Below are 14302 nucleotides of genomic sequence, written 5' to 3' on the forward strand. Positions count from 1 at the left end.
CAGCACTGGCCGTCTGCCTGAAGTGGACGGAGGTGGTTCACCGCGAAGCTCTTTCCCGAAGCAGAACACAAGTGACTGACTAGGGAGAATCACGGTGGTAGATCCACAGTGGACAGGGCAGCCGGTGCTTTCGGGCCGCGGGCTGGTGAAGCGGTACGGCACGCAGCACGCGCTGGCCGGGATCGACATCGACATCCAGGCGGGTGACGCGGTCGCCATCGTCGGGCCGTCCGGCTCGGGCAAGACCTCCCTGCTGCACGTGCTCGCCGGCATCCTCCGCGCCGACTCGGGGCAGATCTTCCTGGCCGGGCAGCGGGTCGACCAGCTCAATGAGCGCAAGCGCAGCGAACTGCGGCGCACCGAGTTCGGCTTCGTGTTCCAGTCTGGGATGCTCGTCGCGGAACTGAGCGCCGAGGAGAACGTCGCGCTGCCGTCGCTGCTGGGTGGCAAGGGCCGTAAGGAATCCATCGAGGCCGGCCGCGAATGGCTGGCGAAGCTCGGCCTCGCGGGCAAGGAGAAGCGCCGCCCCGGTGAGCTTTCCGGAGGCGAGGCGCAGCGCGTCGCGATCGCACGGGCACTGACGCACCGGCCGAAGGTGATCTTCGCCGACGAGCCGACCGGCGCGCTCGACACCCGCACCGGCCGCGCCACCATGGACGCGCTGCTCGCCGCGGCCGCCGACAGCGGCGCCGCGGTGATCGTGGTGACCCACGACCGCGAGCTCGCCGAAGCCATGCCGCGCACGGTCTCCATCCGGGACGGCCTGATCGCGACGAGGCTGGCCGCCTGATGAACAGCTTCCAGCTGGCCATGCGGGTGCTCCGGGTCGACCGCCGGACCCGCACGTCGGCCATCCTCACCGCGGTCGGGGTCGCCGTCGCGACCAGTCTGGTGCTCCTGCTGGCCTCCCTCCCGGGCGCCACGCAGGCCCGCTCCCAGCGGGCGATCTGGCAGGACACCGGCAGCTACTACTCCCGGTCCGGGGAGAGCCAGGCGCCGGGGCCGCTGCTGATGGCGGCGAACAAGGACTACTCGGGCGACCGCGAGATCACTCGCGTCGACATCGCCCAGACCGGCACTTCGCCGATGCTCAGCCTGCCTCCGGGTATCCCGCGGCTGCCCGCGCCCGGCGAGTCGATCGTCTCCCCCGCTCTCGGGAAACTGATCCAGTCGACGCCGCAGGCGCAGCTCGGGGACCGGTTCGGCAAACTCGTCGACTCGCTCGGTCCCGAATCGCTGATGTACCCGGAGCAGCTGGTCGCCGTCGTCGGCCACACCCCGGAGTCGATGCCGAAGACGGCGATGGCCGCGGACGGCTTCCCGAACAAGGAAGCGCAGCCCGATCCGCTGCTCGAACTGCTCGCCTGGGTCGGTGTGATCGTCCTGCTCGTGCCGAGCCTGGTGCTCGTCGCGTCTTCGGCCCGGCTGACCGCCGCCCGGCGTGAGCTGCGGATGGCGGCGCTCCGGCTGGCCGGGGCGACTCCCGGCCAGGTGACGAAGATCGTCGCCGCCGAGACGGCGTTGTCCGCCGTGGTCGGCGCGCTGCTCGGCATCCTCGTGGCACCTGCGCTGCAAGGCCTCTCGACCTTCGTCCCGTGGGGCGGCGGAACCTGGCTCGCGTCGGACTTCAGCCTGTCGGTCGGCTCGACCATCGCGGTCGCCGTGGCGATCCCGCTGCTGGTCGTCTTCGCCGGGGTCCTCGGCATCCGCCGGGTGCTGAAGACGCCGCTGTTCGCGGCTTCGGCGCACGCCCGCAAGCCGCTGCACTGGTGGCGGCTGCTCGCGGTCCCCGTGGCCGGCGCCTTCTTCCTGTTCGCGATCAGCCAGGACAACGCCAGCCTGCCGATGGTGATGCTCGGCCTGTTCCTGCTGGTCGGGTCGGCGGCGATCATCGGACCGTGGGTCACCTCGGCGGTCGGCGGCACGTTCGTCCGGATCTGGCGCAAACCGGCGTCGCTGCTGGCCGGACGCAGGCTCCGCGACGACCCGAAGAGCGCCTACCGCGCCACCGCGGGTGTCGTGCTGGCCGTCTTCACCGGATCGATGGCGCTGACCCTGCTGCCCTCGTTCGAATCGATGGCGGGCGGCGGCCGGACCTTCAAGGACAACGTCCTCTACGCCGACTCCGACGCGGCCCACGCGCAGCAGACGGCCGACCAGACCAACGCCTCTCTCGCCCGCTACGGGATCACCGAGAAGGCCGTCCCGGTCGGGCAGGTCTACCTGGCCACCGGCGAAACGGGGACCCGCTCCGAGCGGTTGAACCGGGCGTTCGTGATGAGCTGCGAGGACGCCACCCAACTCCTGCGGGTGAACATCGCCGGTTCCTGCCAGGCGGGTCCCGCGATCTACAGCGGGTCCGTGCTCGACCCGGCGGCGTATCGCGTGACGTCGGAGTACGACAAGGCCGGCGCGCCGCTGGACCCGAAGGCCACCGTGCACGTCCTCCCGCGGGGTGACGAAGACACGTCCAGCACGATCGTCATCGACCCGGCTCTGGTCCCCGCGGGTGTCACGCCGGAGTTCTTCGACGTGATCGTGCCGACCACGGCGGAGAACGCCGAGGTCGTGCGGACCGCGCTGGTCGGGGCGGCACCCGGCCAGGAGGTCGGCAGCCGCGGCCTGCACCTGATCGGCCAGCAGCAGGAGCTCGGCGACCTGCGCCGGGTCACCGTGATCGGCCTGATCGCCGCCGGCGTGCTCGCCGGGTGCAGCGCGGCCGTGGCGACCGCGGGCTCGGTGATGGACCGCCGTCGCACCTTCGGGGCGCTCATCGCGGCCGGGACACCGGTGCGGGTGCTGTCGAGGGCGCTGCGGATGGAAGCGGCCCTGCCCGCGATGGTGGCCACCATCGGCGCGGGTGTGGTCGGGATCGGGGTCGGCATGGGGCTTTACAGCCTGGTCGAGAAGGAAGCGGTCGTGCTGAGCCCGTGGCTGCTGGCGCCCGTGGTGCTGGGAATCGGGGTGGCGTTGCTCGGGGCATCCGTCTCGACCCCGGCGCTCAAGCGGGTGCAGTCGGAGCCTCTGGCCGACGAGTAAAAAGATTCGCCCGAATGGCGTCATGGCGCCTGGGCGGGCAGGTCTCGTGGGTGGAGTCGGTGGTGATCCACCCACGGGCCGGGTGCCCGGTCGTCTCTCTGTCGGGGGAGGGACGAACGGGCACCGGGGACGCGCAGGGGGCGTTCCAAGGCGCGGGGGTGTTAAGAAAGGGCCGGTCAGGGACGTGGGGACGTCCTGACCGGCCCTTTCTGTGTCGTCGTCAGACCCGCTCGAAGATCAGATCGTGCGAGATCCGGCCTTCGACGTCGGCACGGTTCTCGAACTTCGTGATCGGCCGCCACTCCGGCCGCGGCGCCCAGCCGCCGGGCTCGCCGGCGAACCGGTTGCGCAGGAGCGGCTCGGCCGAACAGACCTCCATCATCTGTTCGGCGTAGTTCTCCCAGTCGGTCGCCATGTGGAAGGTGCCGCCCGGCGCCAGCCGCGAGGCCACCAGCGAGACGAACTCCGGTTGCACGATCCGCCGCTTGTGGTGCCGCTTCTTCGGCCACGGGTCCGGGAAGAACAGCCGGACCCCGGCCAGCGAACCCGGCTCCACGTGCGAGGTCAGCAGCACGACGGCGTCACCGTGCATCAGCCGGAGGTTCTTCACCCCGAGCTTCTCGGCGCGCAACATCAGCTGGCCGAGCCCCGGGTCGTAGACCTCGACCGCGACGTAGTTGAGTTCCGGCGCGGCGGCGGCGAGCTGGGACGTGGTCTCGCCCATGCCCGAACCGATCTCCACCATCACCGGCGCCTGCCTGCCGAACCAGTCGTCGAAGTCCACCGGTCCTTCGGGCAGTTCGCCGACGGTGCGGCCGAGCGACGGCCAGAGTTCGTTCCAGGCTCGCTGCTGCCCGACGGTCATCCGGCCGCCGCGTTTGACATAGCTGACCACGCTGCGCATCCGTGGCTGGTCCTCGTTTTCCACCAGCCCATTAAACGTGGTTGTTACCGGACGGCTTCGAACTCCCCCAGCCGCGACCGCAGTCCGGCGAATCCGGCGACCGCGATCGGCGACGGTGTCGTACTGGAATGGGCGGGGAGGACGTCGATCCAGCCGTCGTGGCGGCTGGTGTTGAGCACCGTGGTCGGGATCGAATGCCCGGACGCTCCGCGTTCGGAAGGCATGAACTCCCAGTAACCGGATTCTCCGTCCGCGGCCCACGGGACGAATTCCCAGCCGGGCCGCCTGCCGAGCAGGCCGGCGATCCGATCTTCGATGCGGAAACCGAGTTCCCGCGATTCGAGCCTGCCGTCCACGACGGCGCGCAGCCACCACGGCGCGGGGATTTCGCCGTGCATTCCACTGGACGCGCGGTACAGCGCGACAACGAGATCTTCGGGTGCGCGGTGTACCCAGGCGCGGCGGATATCGGATGGCCGGGTCGCGGACGCGACCGTGCGGGGCAGTTCGATCGCCTGTGACCATTCGAGGTCGAGCATGGGCTCGAGCCGGGGCTGCATACTTTCCGTGCGGGCTTGCGGGATCGTGCGTTCTACTCCCTGACCGGAATCCACCGTCAAGGATCACCTCCGGGGCCGAGAGCCGAAAATAGGCTCGTCCCGAGCATCGCCCGGTCGGGAACAGTATGTCCGCTCCGTGTGAGAGAAGCCACAGGCTCTTAACGTGGACTTAACTCCTTTGGCCGCGGTAAAAGCTCACGCATCCCTTCGATGGGTGATCATCAGCCCGGCCGCATAGACAATCACGCAGATGCCGCCGAAATAAGCCAAATATCCCCACGGCCCCAGCGGCGGTTCGAGTTTCAACATCGACACCGTGAGATCCGGCCCGGAAAACTGATTCGCCGCGAAGAACGGCATCCACTGGTAGATGTCGTCGCCCACTTTCGGAATCAGCACGACGAGTCCCTCGAGCATCTGCGTCCAGGCCAGCGCGAACCCGAGCGCGAACGCGGGGCTGCGGAACAGCAGTCCGAGGCCGACGCCGAGCAGTCCGGTCAGGAAGAAGGTCAGGCCCTGGCCCGCCACCGCACGCCAGTCGGCGCCCGAAGCCAGGCCCAGGTCGGCGGCCGGTTTGATCAGGTAAGCGACCGCCCACGAGCCGAAGCCCACCAGCAGCCCGATCAGCCCGGAGAACACCCCGACGACGGCGCCCTTCGCCAGCAGGGCCGGCACGCGCGACGGCACCGCCTGGAAGGTCAGCCTCAACGTGCCCCAGTTGAACTCCGTCGCCGCCGCGAGGATGGCGAGGACCAGGACCACGGTGCGGCCGAGCGCGCTGGCGACCTGCGTCGAGGTGACGCCCGACTGGCCTTCCAGCGGAACGAAGCCGAAGAAGAGCGCGGTGTAGGCCAGTGCGACCACCACCGCGATGGCCGCGCACCACCACGGAGCGCGCGTGCTCAGCAGCTTGATCCGCTCCGCGCGGAGCATGTTCGCCGCGGTCATCGGGCCACCTCCGGTACGCCGGCGCCGTACTCGACGGACTCGGCGGTGAGTTGCATGTACGCCTGTTCGAGCGAGCCGGCGAGCGGCTTCAGCTCGTGGAGGGTCGCGCCGGCGGCGAACGCGAGTTCGCCGATGGTGTCACTGTCCATTTCGGACACGACGAGCGCGCCGTCCTCCTCGCGGAACTCGGCGCCCTTGTCGGTGAGCGCGGTCCGCAGTTCGGGCAGATGCGGGCTGCGGACCCGCACGCCGAGGCCCTTCGCCCGGCCGACGAACTCCTCCATCGTGCCCTGGTAGATCAGCTTCCCCCGGCCGATCACGACGAGGTCCTGCGCGGTCTGCGCCATCTCCGGCAGCAGGTGGCTGGACACGAACACGGTGCGCCCCTCGGCGGCGAGCGCGTGCATCAGCTTCCGGATCCACACGATGCCCTCGGGGTCGAGCCCGTTGACCGGCTCGTCGAACAGCAGCACCCGGGGGTCGCCCAGTAGCGCCGTGGCGATCCCGAGCCGCTGCGACATCCCGAGCGAGAACTGCCCGGCCCGTTTGCGGGCGACCGAGTCGAGCCCGACCAGCCGGAGTACCTCGTCGACGCGCTTGTCCGGGAGGCCGTTCGTCGCGGCTATCCACCGGAGGTGCTCGCGGGCGGTGCGGCCGGGATGCCGCCAGGTGGCGTCGATCATGCCGCCGACCGTCCGAAGTGGATCACGAAGCTCGCGGTAGGCCATGCCGTCGATCGTCACCGAGCCCGCCGTCGGGTTGTCGAGCCCGAGCATCATCCGCATGGTGGTGGACTTCCCCGCCCCGTTGGGGCCGAGGAATCCCGTCACCCGGCCCGCTTCGGCGGTGAAGGAAAGTCCGTCGACGGCGAGCTTGTCGCCGTAGCGTTTCGTGAGTCCGGTGGCCTCGATCATCAGCCTCCCTCCAGTGGATTCGACATTACGCGGGAAAGGACCGGGCTGCCCCCCGATAGGCGGCCCGGTCCTTGTTCCCCTTTTTCTCCCCGTCCGGATGCCTCACTCCCCCGAGCGGGACATCCGGCTTTCTCCCCTGTGGAAGTCCTTACGCGTCGCGCTTGTTCGCGACGACCAGCGAGATGACCAGCAGTACCAGCGCGAAGCCGGCGAAGTAGGCGAGCGACCCGGCTTGGCTCAGCGGCGCTTCCGCCGCCGCGGGGCCCGAGCCGGTGAGGAAGCGGTCCGCGACGTGGAAGGGCATCCAGTCGTAGATGTCCTTGCCGATCTTCGGGATGAGCTGGATCAGGTTCTCCACCGCGAGGGCGTAGATCAGCACGAGCGAAATGGCCCCGGCGCTGTGCCGGATCAGGATGCCGACGGCGATCGCGATCACCGAGGCGAGTGCGAACACCACGCCCACTCCGGCGACACTGGTCCACTCCGCGGCGGTGTTCAGCGCGAGGTCTTCCGGCCGCATGACCGAGGCGAGGCCCCAGGCACCGAACGCGGCGACCTCGCCGACCACGAGCGACAAGGCCGCGACCACACCGGTCTTGGCCAGCAGCGCCGCGGTGCGGTTCGGTACGGCCTGGAAGGTGGTCCGGATGGTGCTGAAGCGGTATTCGGTGGTCACCGAAAGCGCGGCGAGCACCATGATCACGGCCATGCCGAAGCCGTAACCGAACTGGGTCAGGCTGACGTCGGTGAGTTCCCCTTCGGGTGCGGCACTGGAGACGATGGCGGCGAAACCGATCACGACCGCGAGTGCGGCCAGCGCGCACCACCAGGGTGAGCGGGTGGTGAACAGCTTGATGCGTTCCACGGCGAGCAGAGTCATGGCTTTTCTTTCCTCGGCAGTGTTCTCGAAAGAGTGACGGCTACTGGGCGGCGGTGACCACTTCGGCGGCTTCGGCTTCGAGACCGGTGTGGTACTCGACCGAGTCGCCGGTGATCTGCATGAAGGCCTGCTCCAGGGAGCCGGTCTGCGGGCTGAGCTCGTGCAGCACGATCTGGTTGGCCGCGGCGATCTCGCCGATCTTGTCACTGTCCAAACCGGACACCACGATCGCTCGGTCGGCGTCGGTCACCTGAGCGCTCGCCTGCGTCAGTGCGGCGCGCAGCGCGGGCAGTTGCGGCGACCGCACCTTGACCGTGTTCTCGGCGGCCCGTGCCACGAAGTCCTCGGTGGAGGACTGGGAGATCAGGCGCCCCTTGCCGATCACGACCAGGTGGCTCGCGGTCAGCGCCATCTCCGAGAGGAGGTGCGAGGAAACGAACACCGTGCGGCCTTCGTCGGCCAGCCGGTGCATGAACTTGCGGATCCAGAGGATGCCCTCGGGGTCGAGGCCGTTGACGGGCTCGTCGAAGAGGAGGACCTCCGGGTCGCCGAGCAGGGCCGCGGCGATCCCCAGCCGCTGCGACATGCCGAGGGAGAACCCACCGGCGCGCTTCCCGGCGACGCTGGTCAGACCGACGATGTCGAGCACCTCGTCGACCCGGCCCGCCGGGATCTTGTTGGACCGCGCCATCCACTGCAGATGCGCCCGCGCCGACCGGTTGGGGTGCACCCATTTGGCGTCCAGCAGTGCGCCGACCGTCCGCAGCGGGTCCTTCAGTTCGCGGTAGAGCTTGCCGCCGATGCGGACCTGGCCCGCGGTCGGGTTGTCCAGGCCGAGGATCATCCGCATGGTCGTCGACTTGCCCGCCCCGTTGGGCCCGAGGAACCCGGTGACCTCCCCCGCCGCGACGGAGAAGGACAGGTCGTTCACCGCCAGTGTCTTGCCGTACCGCTTGGTGAGGCCCGCTGCCTCGATCATGTCTGCTCCCCTCGGCGACTGCGAGAACAATCGTCGTCCATGTGGGTGGCCGAGCGCGTCATCCTGAGGTGCCAACCTGGTACCCGACCTGAGACGTAGCTTGCCGTCTTCCGGCGGCGTACGCGATCGGTGATGCCCCTGAGAGTGACCCTGATTCGCCAGGGTTAATGAACCGTGGTTCAATAATGAGGTGGCGAGACCCCGCAGCATCACCGACGAACGACTGCTCACCGCGGCGGAGGCCGTGATCGGCATGGTCGGCCCCGGTTTCACGCTGGCCCAGGTGGCGGCGGAGGCCGGTGTCGCGGTCGGCACCGTCGCCCAGCGATTCGGTTCGAAGAACGGGCTTCTGCTGGCGCTGAGCCGGGCGAACACGCGCTCCGTCGTGGGACGGATGCGGGAATGCGGCGAGCTGGCCGATCCGGTGGAGGCGCTGCGCGCGGCGGTCGTCGTGGTCTACGAGGGCTTGGGCGACGCGGAGACGGCGGCGAACCATCTCGGGCAGCTGGGCGTGGACATCGGCGACCCGGAACTCCGTGCCCTGCTCGGTGAACATTTCACCGCCGTGGAAGCGGAATTACGGCGGCTGGTGCGCGTCGCGGCGCGTGAGCTGCCGGGTGCGCCGGGTGTCGTCCGCGCGGCGCGAGTGCTGCTGGGGGTGGCGAACGGGGCCGCGCTGGACTGGTCGATCCGGCCGAAGGGCCGGATCACCGATCGGATGGGGCAAGACGTGGACGCGGTGCTGACCGCGTGGAAAGGAGTGTCCTGAATGGACCGGAAAGTGGCTGTGGTCACGGGGGCGACCAGGGGATGTGGCCGCGCGATCGCGGTGGAGCTCGGCAGGCTCGGCTGGACGGTGTTCGTCACCGGCCGCACGACGCGGGATCACTCGTCGCCGATGAAGCGGCCGGAGACGATCGAAGACACCGCGGAACTCGTCGACGCGGCGGGAGGCTGGGGTATCCCCGTCCGGACCGATTTCACCAAGGTGTCCGATGTGGACGCGCTGCGGGCCAGGATCGAGTCCGAAGTGGACGGCCGGATCGACCTCCTGGTCGACGACGTCTGGGGCGGCGACCCGTTCGCGGACTTCGAGGGGGCGTACTGGGACTCCAGCCTCGACGACGCGCTCACGCTGGTGCACAACGCGATCGACACGCATCTGATCGCGCTGCACCGGCTGCTTCCGCTGGTGGTGCGGCGCGAGGGCGGCCTCGTCATCGAGGTCACCGACGGCGACCACGACGAGTACGTCGGCGCGGGGGTCCCGTACTTCCTCGCGAAATGCGCGATCCGCGCGATCGGCAGGGCGCTCGGCGCCGAACTGAAGAAGTACGACTGTGTCGGCATGACCGTCACGCCCGGTTTCCTGCGTTCGGAAGCCATGCTCGACCACTTCGGGGTCACCGAGGAGACGTGGCGGGACGCGGTCGGCAAGTCCGCTCCGGTCGATTTCGCCATCTCGGAGACCCCGGCGCTGCTCGGGAGGGGTGTCGCGAAGCTGGCGACCGACCCGGAGGTCTCGCGGTTCGCGGGCAAGACGCTCGCGTCGTGGACGTTGATGAACGAGTACGGCCTGACCGACGTCGACGGTTCACGCCCCGACTTCGGCAAGTGGATGGCCGAAGTCCGGGACGCGGGCAAGGATCCGGAGACCGCGGAGCACGCCCTGTACCGCTGAGACCGTGCTGGCCGGGGCTACTGAAGAGTGGTTACTGAGGAGAAGATCGAACGTGTCGCGTTCGTGGGCCTGTGGTGGGCTGAAGGCTCCCTTCGCCGCGTCTGATGCGGTGAAGGGAGCCTTCAGCCTCGTCGGATACGGGGAGGTAAGAGGCCCTCACGGACACGCCACGTCTGCCTTGCCTCACTACTTCTTCCCGGCCAGCACGTCCAGGTAGTGCTGGTTGAACATGACGCCGAGGACGTTGCCGAACGGGTCGACGACGGCCGCGGTCACGAATCCCGGCCCGCGCTCGATGATCGGCTCGTACTCCTTCGCGCCCTTCGCGAGCAGCTTCGCAAAGGCGTCCTCGACGTTGTCGACGGCCCAGTTCGCGATGGCGCCACCGGGGCCGGGCTGGGCCAGCGGCGGCCGGTAGTCACCCCGGACCAGGCCGAACTCGTGCTGGTAGTCGCCGATCCGGAACTCGACGTACGCCGGCGTCCCGTCGGGACCGTTGCGGACGAAGTACGGCTCGATCCCGAAGAGATCGGAGTACCACTCGATCGCGGCGGTCATGTCGTCGGCGTAGAACGTGGTGGTGGTGAGACCTCGCAGCATTTCCTTCTCCTCAAGTAGTGGCTCTGAAGACAAGGATCCACCGCAAAGTGCTCACCGAATGACCACTTTTCCGAAGACTTGTGTGACGGGAGACCGAACTCGCGTGATCGGAGGCCGAACTCGCGTGATTGGAGGCGGAACTCGCGTGATTGGAGGCGGAACTCGCGTGATCCGGCTGGAAACACGCGTGATCCGACTCCGGAGGACTTTCTCTCAGCTCACCCCGGGACGCGCCAGCCCGGTCTCGTAGGCGAGCACCACGGCCTGCACCCGGTCACGCAGATCCAGCTTCGACAGGATCCGCCCGACGTGCGTCTTCACCGTCGCCTCGGACAGGAACAGCGTCTCGGCGATCTCCAGGTTCGAAAGGCCCTTCGCGATCAGCACGAGCACCTCCCGCTCCCGTTCGGTGAGGACGTCCAGCTCGGCCGCGTCCCGCAGGGGCTTCCCACCGCCGCCGACGAACCGGTCGAGCAGCCGCCTCGTCACCGACGGCGAGACCACGGCGTCGCCCGAAGCGACCGCCCGCAGTGCCGACACCAGGTGATCCGGCTGCGTGTCCTTCAGCAGGAACCCGCTCGCCCCGCCCTGCAACGCCGAATAGACGTACTCGTCAAGGTCGAACGTCGTCATCACGAGCACCCGCGCCGTCCCGGCTTCGACGATCCGCTTCGTCGCCTCGACCCCGTCCAGCACCGGCATCCGGACGTCCATCAGCACGACGTCGGGCCGCAGTTCCTCCGCCAGGCGGATGGCCTGCGCGCCGTCACCCGCCTCGCCGACGACATCGATGTCGGCCTGCGCGCCCAGGACCATCCGGAACCCGACGCGCATCAATTCCTGGTCGTCGACGACCACCACCCGTATCACGTCGCCAACCTAACCGGGAGCCTCGCGTGCACCTGCCACCCTCCACCGGGGGCGGGCCCGACCTCCAGCGTGCCGCCGAAGACGTTCGCCCGTTCCCTCATTCCGATCAATCCGTTCCCACCGGGGACGGTGAGTCTTCGAGGCGGCGCGGCGTGCTTCGCCGCCGCGGGCACCAGCTGTTTCGCGCGGCCGGCGCCGTCGTCGGTGACCTTGACGTCGATCACGTCCGCCTCCCGCCGCACCAGCACCTCGGCCTGCGCGCCCTGGCCGGCGTGTTTCAGCGTGTTCGTCAGCGACTCCTGGACGATCCGGTACACGCCGAGGGACACCCCGGCGGGCAGCCCGTCGAGCGCGTCCGAACCGATCGCCAGCGTCACCGGCACGCCCGCCTGGCGGATCCGGTCCGCCAGGTCGGTCAGCGCGCTGGCGTCGGGCTGTGGCACGCGCGGCTCGTCGTCATCGTCGCTGCGAAGCACGTCCAGCAGCCGCCGCAGCTCGGCGAGCGCGCCGCGGCCGGTCTCCGAAATCGTCTGCAAGGCCCGTTTCGCCATCTCGGGATTCCCGTCGACCGCGTAGGACGCGCCGTCGGCCTGCACGACCATCACGCTCACCGCGTGCGCGACGACGTCGTGCAGCTCACGGGCGATACGCCCGCGTTCTTCGCCGACGGCGATCCTGGTCGCCTGGTCCCGTTCCGTCTCAAGTAGATGCAACCTGGCTTCCACCTCCTCGTGATAGGCGCGCCTCGCGCCGGCGAACTCGCCGAGCGTCCAGCACAGTGCGAAGGAGAAGACGCCGATGATCGCCAGCACCCACACGTCCTCCGGCGGGTCGGCCCACAGCTGGAGCGCCGAGGTGACCAGCGTGATCACCAGGTACAGCAGGCCCTGTTTGCGCCCGACGTAGACCAGCACCGAGTAGATGCTGATCATCATCGCCAGCCCGCTCGCCGCGCCCAGCTCGAGCGCGCTGTGCGGGATGCCGAGCAGTAGCACCAGGTACGCCGACCACAACGTCGCCTTCCGCCGGAAGATCAGCGGCGCGACCATCGCGATGTCCAGCGGCACCGTCACGTACCAGGGCGGCATCGGGACCTCCGGCGTCTCGACCGCGGCCACGTAGAGCAGCAGGTCGGTCAGCAGGAGGACGACGGCGATGACACTGTCCCCCGCCATGGGGTGGGCACGCATCCAGAGGCTCAACCGTCGCACCTGGTAACACTATGTCGGCCGGTGCCGCTCGCGCGTCGGTCGCCGGTACCACCTTCGGTGCGACCCGAGGATGAGCGGCATGGCACGATTCCCCTCGGTGTGCTCGACGACTGGGAGGGGTGGGCACCGTGACCTCAGCGACGGAGCAGGGCCGTCTCGCCGGCCCGCTGTCGATGTCGGTGGCGAACCTCTGCCACCGTCTCCAGCCCCAGGTGTCCGCGCGGACCGCGGCCGGTTTCGCCGAGGTGCTGCGGCGCTTGGGCGGCCCGCTGCAGGTCGCCGTCGCGGGCCGGATCAAATCGGGGAAGTCCACCCTGGTCAACGCCCTGATCGGGCGCCGGGTCGCGCCGACCGACGTCGGCGAGTGCACCCGGCTGGTGACCAGGTTCCAGTACGGCACGGTCGACCGCGTCGAGATCGTCTTCACCGACGGCCGCAAACAGGTGCTGCCCTTCTCCGCCGACGGGATGATCCCGGCCGAGCTGGGCATCGACATCGACAAGGTCTCGCATATCGAGGCGTACCTCACCAACGCGGTCCTGCAGGGCATGACCGTCATCGACACCCCGGGCCTCGGCTCGCTCGACGCCGCTTCGGTGTCGCGGACCGAGGAACTGCTGGGCGCGGCGAAGCACCGTAAGCCCGAAGACGGTGACGAGGAGGACGAAGAAGGCTCCGACGAGCTGGACGACACCTCGCGCAACGCCGTCGCGGGTGCCGAAGCCGTGCTCTACGTGGTCACTCAGGGCGTGCGCGCCGACGACCAGCAGGCGCTCGCCGCGTTCACCGCCGCGACCGCGAGCCGCGAGGCGGGCCCGGTCAACGCGATCGCGGTGCTCAACAAGGCGGACACCATCGCGCCGGAGTCGGTCGAAGGCTCCGGCGGCGACGTGTGGAAGGCCGCGACACTGCTGTCGGAGAAGCAGGCCGCGACGCTGAAGCCCCGCGTCGCGGACGTGCTGCCGGTGATCGGGCTGATCGCGGAGTCGGCCGAGTCCGGCGGGTTCACCTCGCCCGACGCCGAAGCGCTGCGCCAGCTGGCCGAGATGGACGACGACATCCTCGAGACCATGCTGATCTCGGCGGACATCTTCACCAGCTGGGAATGCGACGTCGCGGCGGGCACGCGGCTGCGGCTGCTGGAGAAACTCGACCTGTTCGGCGTCCGGTACGCCGTCGAGGCGATCCGCAAGGACCCCGAGATCACCGCGGGCTCGCTGCGGCGGAAGCTGCTCGACGCCTCCGGGCTCGAAGCCGTCCGCCAGCGGCTGAGCATCGTCTTCGCCGCCCGCGCCGACGGCATCAAGGCGGCCGCCGCCCTGGCCTCGGTCACCGCGCTGGCCCACGCGTCCGGCGACCCGGCCGAACGGCAGCGCGTCCACGACGCGATCGAGGTCCTGCTCGCCAAGCCCGAGGCGCACCAGCTGCGGTTGCTCGAAGCGCTCACGCTGGTCGCGTCCGGCGCCGTCGACATGCCCGAGGACCTGTCCGAGGAGGTCCTGCGGGTCGGCAGCAACGCCGACATCGGCGCCCAGCTCGGCAAGCCGGGTGCTCCGCGCGCCGAGCTGGCGGCCCACGCCCTGGAGCGCGCCGGCTGGTGGCGCTCCTTCGCGTCCTTCGGCGCGACGCCCGCCCAGAGCCGCGTCGCGCACGTCGTGCACCGGGCGTACTTCCTCATCTGGCAGCAGATCCGCGACTGACCTCCCGCGAGTTTGA

At 69.4% G+C, this 14302-nt stretch carries 14 protein-coding genes; 5 read left to right on the forward strand and 9 right to left on the reverse strand.

Annotated features, from left to right (window positions below; genetic code table 11):
- Positions 1 to 94 precede the first annotated feature (94 nt).
- Both DMH01_RS23730 and DMH01_RS23735 read left to right on the forward strand, forming a co-directional pair.
- Complete coding sequence (locus DMH01_RS23730; protein WP_016338261.1) at positions 95 to 790, forward strand: ABC transporter ATP-binding protein; 696 nt, start codon at positions 95 to 97, stop codon at positions 788 to 790.
- Positions 790 to 3039: an FtsX-like permease family protein gene (locus DMH01_RS23735; RefSeq protein ID WP_125679430.1), complete on the forward strand. Its 2250-nt coding sequence runs from the start codon at positions 790 to 792 to the stop codon at positions 3037 to 3039. Before DMH01_RS23730 ends, DMH01_RS23735 begins: the two co-directional genes overlap by 1 nt.
- A 220-nt stretch (positions 3040 to 3259) precedes the next feature.
- On the opposite strand, the gene trmB is transcribed toward DMH01_RS23735, so the two are convergent.
- From trmB to DMH01_RS23765, 6 genes are all read right to left on the reverse strand, one after another.
- The gene (gene trmB / locus DMH01_RS23740; RefSeq protein ID WP_233621664.1) at positions 3260 to 3943 is read right to left on the reverse strand and encodes a tRNA (guanosine(46)-N7)-methyltransferase TrmB; all 684 of its coding nucleotides are present in this window, start codon (positions 3941 to 3943) and stop codon (positions 3260 to 3262) included.
- Positions 3944 to 3987: 44 nt separating this feature from the next.
- Positions 3988 to 4503, reverse strand: coding sequence for a hypothetical protein (locus DMH01_RS23745; RefSeq protein ID WP_125679432.1), 516 nt, complete (start codon positions 4501 to 4503; stop codon positions 3988 to 3990).
- A 195-nt stretch (positions 4504 to 4698) separates the two neighbouring features.
- Positions 4699 to 5451, reverse strand: coding sequence for a hypothetical protein (locus DMH01_RS23750; protein ID WP_125679433.1), 753 nt, complete (start codon positions 5449 to 5451; stop codon positions 4699 to 4701).
- Complete coding sequence (locus tag DMH01_RS23755; RefSeq protein ID WP_125679434.1) at positions 5448 to 6365, reverse strand: ABC transporter ATP-binding protein; 918 nt, start codon at positions 6363 to 6365, stop codon at positions 5448 to 5450. Before DMH01_RS23755 ends, DMH01_RS23750 begins: the two co-directional genes overlap by 4 nt.
- 148 nt (positions 6366 to 6513) lie before the next feature.
- Positions 6514 to 7245: an ABC transporter permease gene (locus DMH01_RS23760; RefSeq protein WP_125679435.1), complete on the reverse strand. Its 732-nt coding sequence runs from the start codon at positions 7243 to 7245 to the stop codon at positions 6514 to 6516.
- Between the two features lie 40 nt (positions 7246 to 7285).
- Positions 7286 to 8224, reverse strand: coding sequence for an ABC transporter ATP-binding protein (locus DMH01_RS23765; protein WP_125679436.1), 939 nt, complete (start codon positions 8222 to 8224; stop codon positions 7286 to 7288).
- Positions 8225 to 8414: 190 nt separating this feature from the next.
- On the opposite strand from DMH01_RS23765, the gene DMH01_RS23770 reads away from it, so the two are divergent.
- Together DMH01_RS23770 and DMH01_RS23775 are read left to right on the forward strand one after the other, a co-directional pair.
- Positions 8415 to 8993, forward strand: coding sequence for a TetR/AcrR family transcriptional regulator (locus DMH01_RS23770; RefSeq protein ID WP_125679437.1), 579 nt, complete (start codon positions 8415 to 8417; stop codon positions 8991 to 8993).
- Entirely contained in the window at positions 8994 to 9905 is a 912-nt protein-coding gene (locus DMH01_RS23775; protein WP_125679438.1) for an SDR family NAD(P)-dependent oxidoreductase, read from the forward strand. It abuts the gene before it with no gap.
- A gap of 186 nt (positions 9906 to 10091) precedes the next feature.
- Here DMH01_RS23775 and DMH01_RS23780 read toward each other — a convergent pair whose 3' ends face one another.
- The 3 genes from DMH01_RS23780 to DMH01_RS23790 form a co-directional block, all read right to left on the reverse strand.
- Positions 10092 to 10505 (reverse strand): VOC family protein, encoded by a 414-nt coding sequence (locus DMH01_RS23780; protein ID WP_125679439.1) that lies wholly within the window; start codon positions 10503 to 10505, stop codon positions 10092 to 10094.
- Between the two features lie 213 nt (positions 10506 to 10718).
- Positions 10719 to 11375: a response regulator transcription factor gene (locus tag DMH01_RS23785; protein ID WP_125679440.1), complete on the reverse strand. Its 657-nt coding sequence runs from the start codon at positions 11373 to 11375 to the stop codon at positions 10719 to 10721.
- Positions 11372 to 12550: a sensor histidine kinase gene (locus DMH01_RS23790; protein ID WP_125679845.1), complete on the reverse strand. Its 1179-nt coding sequence runs from the start codon at positions 12548 to 12550 to the stop codon at positions 11372 to 11374. The genes DMH01_RS23785 and DMH01_RS23790 overlap by 4 nt, the downstream gene beginning before the upstream one ends.
- Positions 12551 to 12759: 209 nt before the next feature.
- Here DMH01_RS23790 and DMH01_RS23795 point away from each other — a divergent pair, with 209 nt between their 5' ends.
- Positions 12760 to 14286 (forward strand): dynamin family protein, encoded by a 1527-nt coding sequence (locus DMH01_RS23795; RefSeq protein WP_125679846.1) that lies wholly within the window; start codon positions 12760 to 12762, stop codon positions 14284 to 14286.
- The last annotated feature ends 16 nt before the right edge of the window (positions 14287 to 14302 follow it).

The organism is Amycolatopsis sp. WAC 04182, assembly GCF_003947465.1.
Taxonomy (GTDB): domain Bacteria; phylum Actinomycetota; class Actinomycetes; order Mycobacteriales; family Pseudonocardiaceae; genus Amycolatopsis.

Bases quoted from the DNA above. Each gene is read 5' to 3' on its own strand.
- DMH01_RS23735 (WP_125679430.1), top strand. From the start codon at position 790: ATGAACAGCTTCCAGCTGGCCATGCGGGTGCTCCGGGTCGACCGCCGG.
- trmB (WP_233621664.1), bottom strand. From the start codon at position 3,943: ATGCGCAGCGTGGTCAGCTATGTCAAACGCGGCGGCCGGATGACCGTC.
- DMH01_RS23745 (WP_125679432.1), bottom strand. From the start codon at position 4,503: ATGCAGCCCCGGCTCGAGCCCATGCTCGACCTCGAATGGTCACAGGCG.
- DMH01_RS23750 (WP_125679433.1), bottom strand. From the start codon at position 5,451: ATGACCGCGGCGAACATGCTCCGCGCGGAGCGGATCAAGCTGCTGAGC.
- DMH01_RS23755 (WP_125679434.1), bottom strand. From the start codon at position 6,365: ATGATCGAGGCCACCGGACTCACGAAACGCTACGGCGACAAGCTCGCC.
- DMH01_RS23760 (WP_125679435.1), bottom strand. From the start codon at position 7,245: ATGACTCTGCTCGCCGTGGAACGCATCAAGCTGTTCACCACCCGCTCA.
- DMH01_RS23765 (WP_125679436.1), bottom strand. From the start codon at position 8,224: ATGATCGAGGCAGCGGGCCTCACCAAGCGGTACGGCAAGACACTGGCG.
- DMH01_RS23775 (WP_125679438.1), top strand. From the start codon at position 8,994: ATGGACCGGAAAGTGGCTGTGGTCACGGGGGCGACCAGGGGATGTGGC.
- DMH01_RS23780 (WP_125679439.1), bottom strand. From the start codon at position 10,505: ATGCTGCGAGGTCTCACCACCACCACGTTCTACGCCGACGACATGACC.
- DMH01_RS23790 (WP_125679845.1), bottom strand. From the start codon at position 12,550: ATGGCGGGGGACAGTGTCATCGCCGTCGTCCTCCTGCTGACCGACCTG.
- DMH01_RS23795 (WP_125679846.1), top strand. From the start codon at position 12,760: ATGTCGGTGGCGAACCTCTGCCACCGTCTCCAGCCCCAGGTGTCCGCG.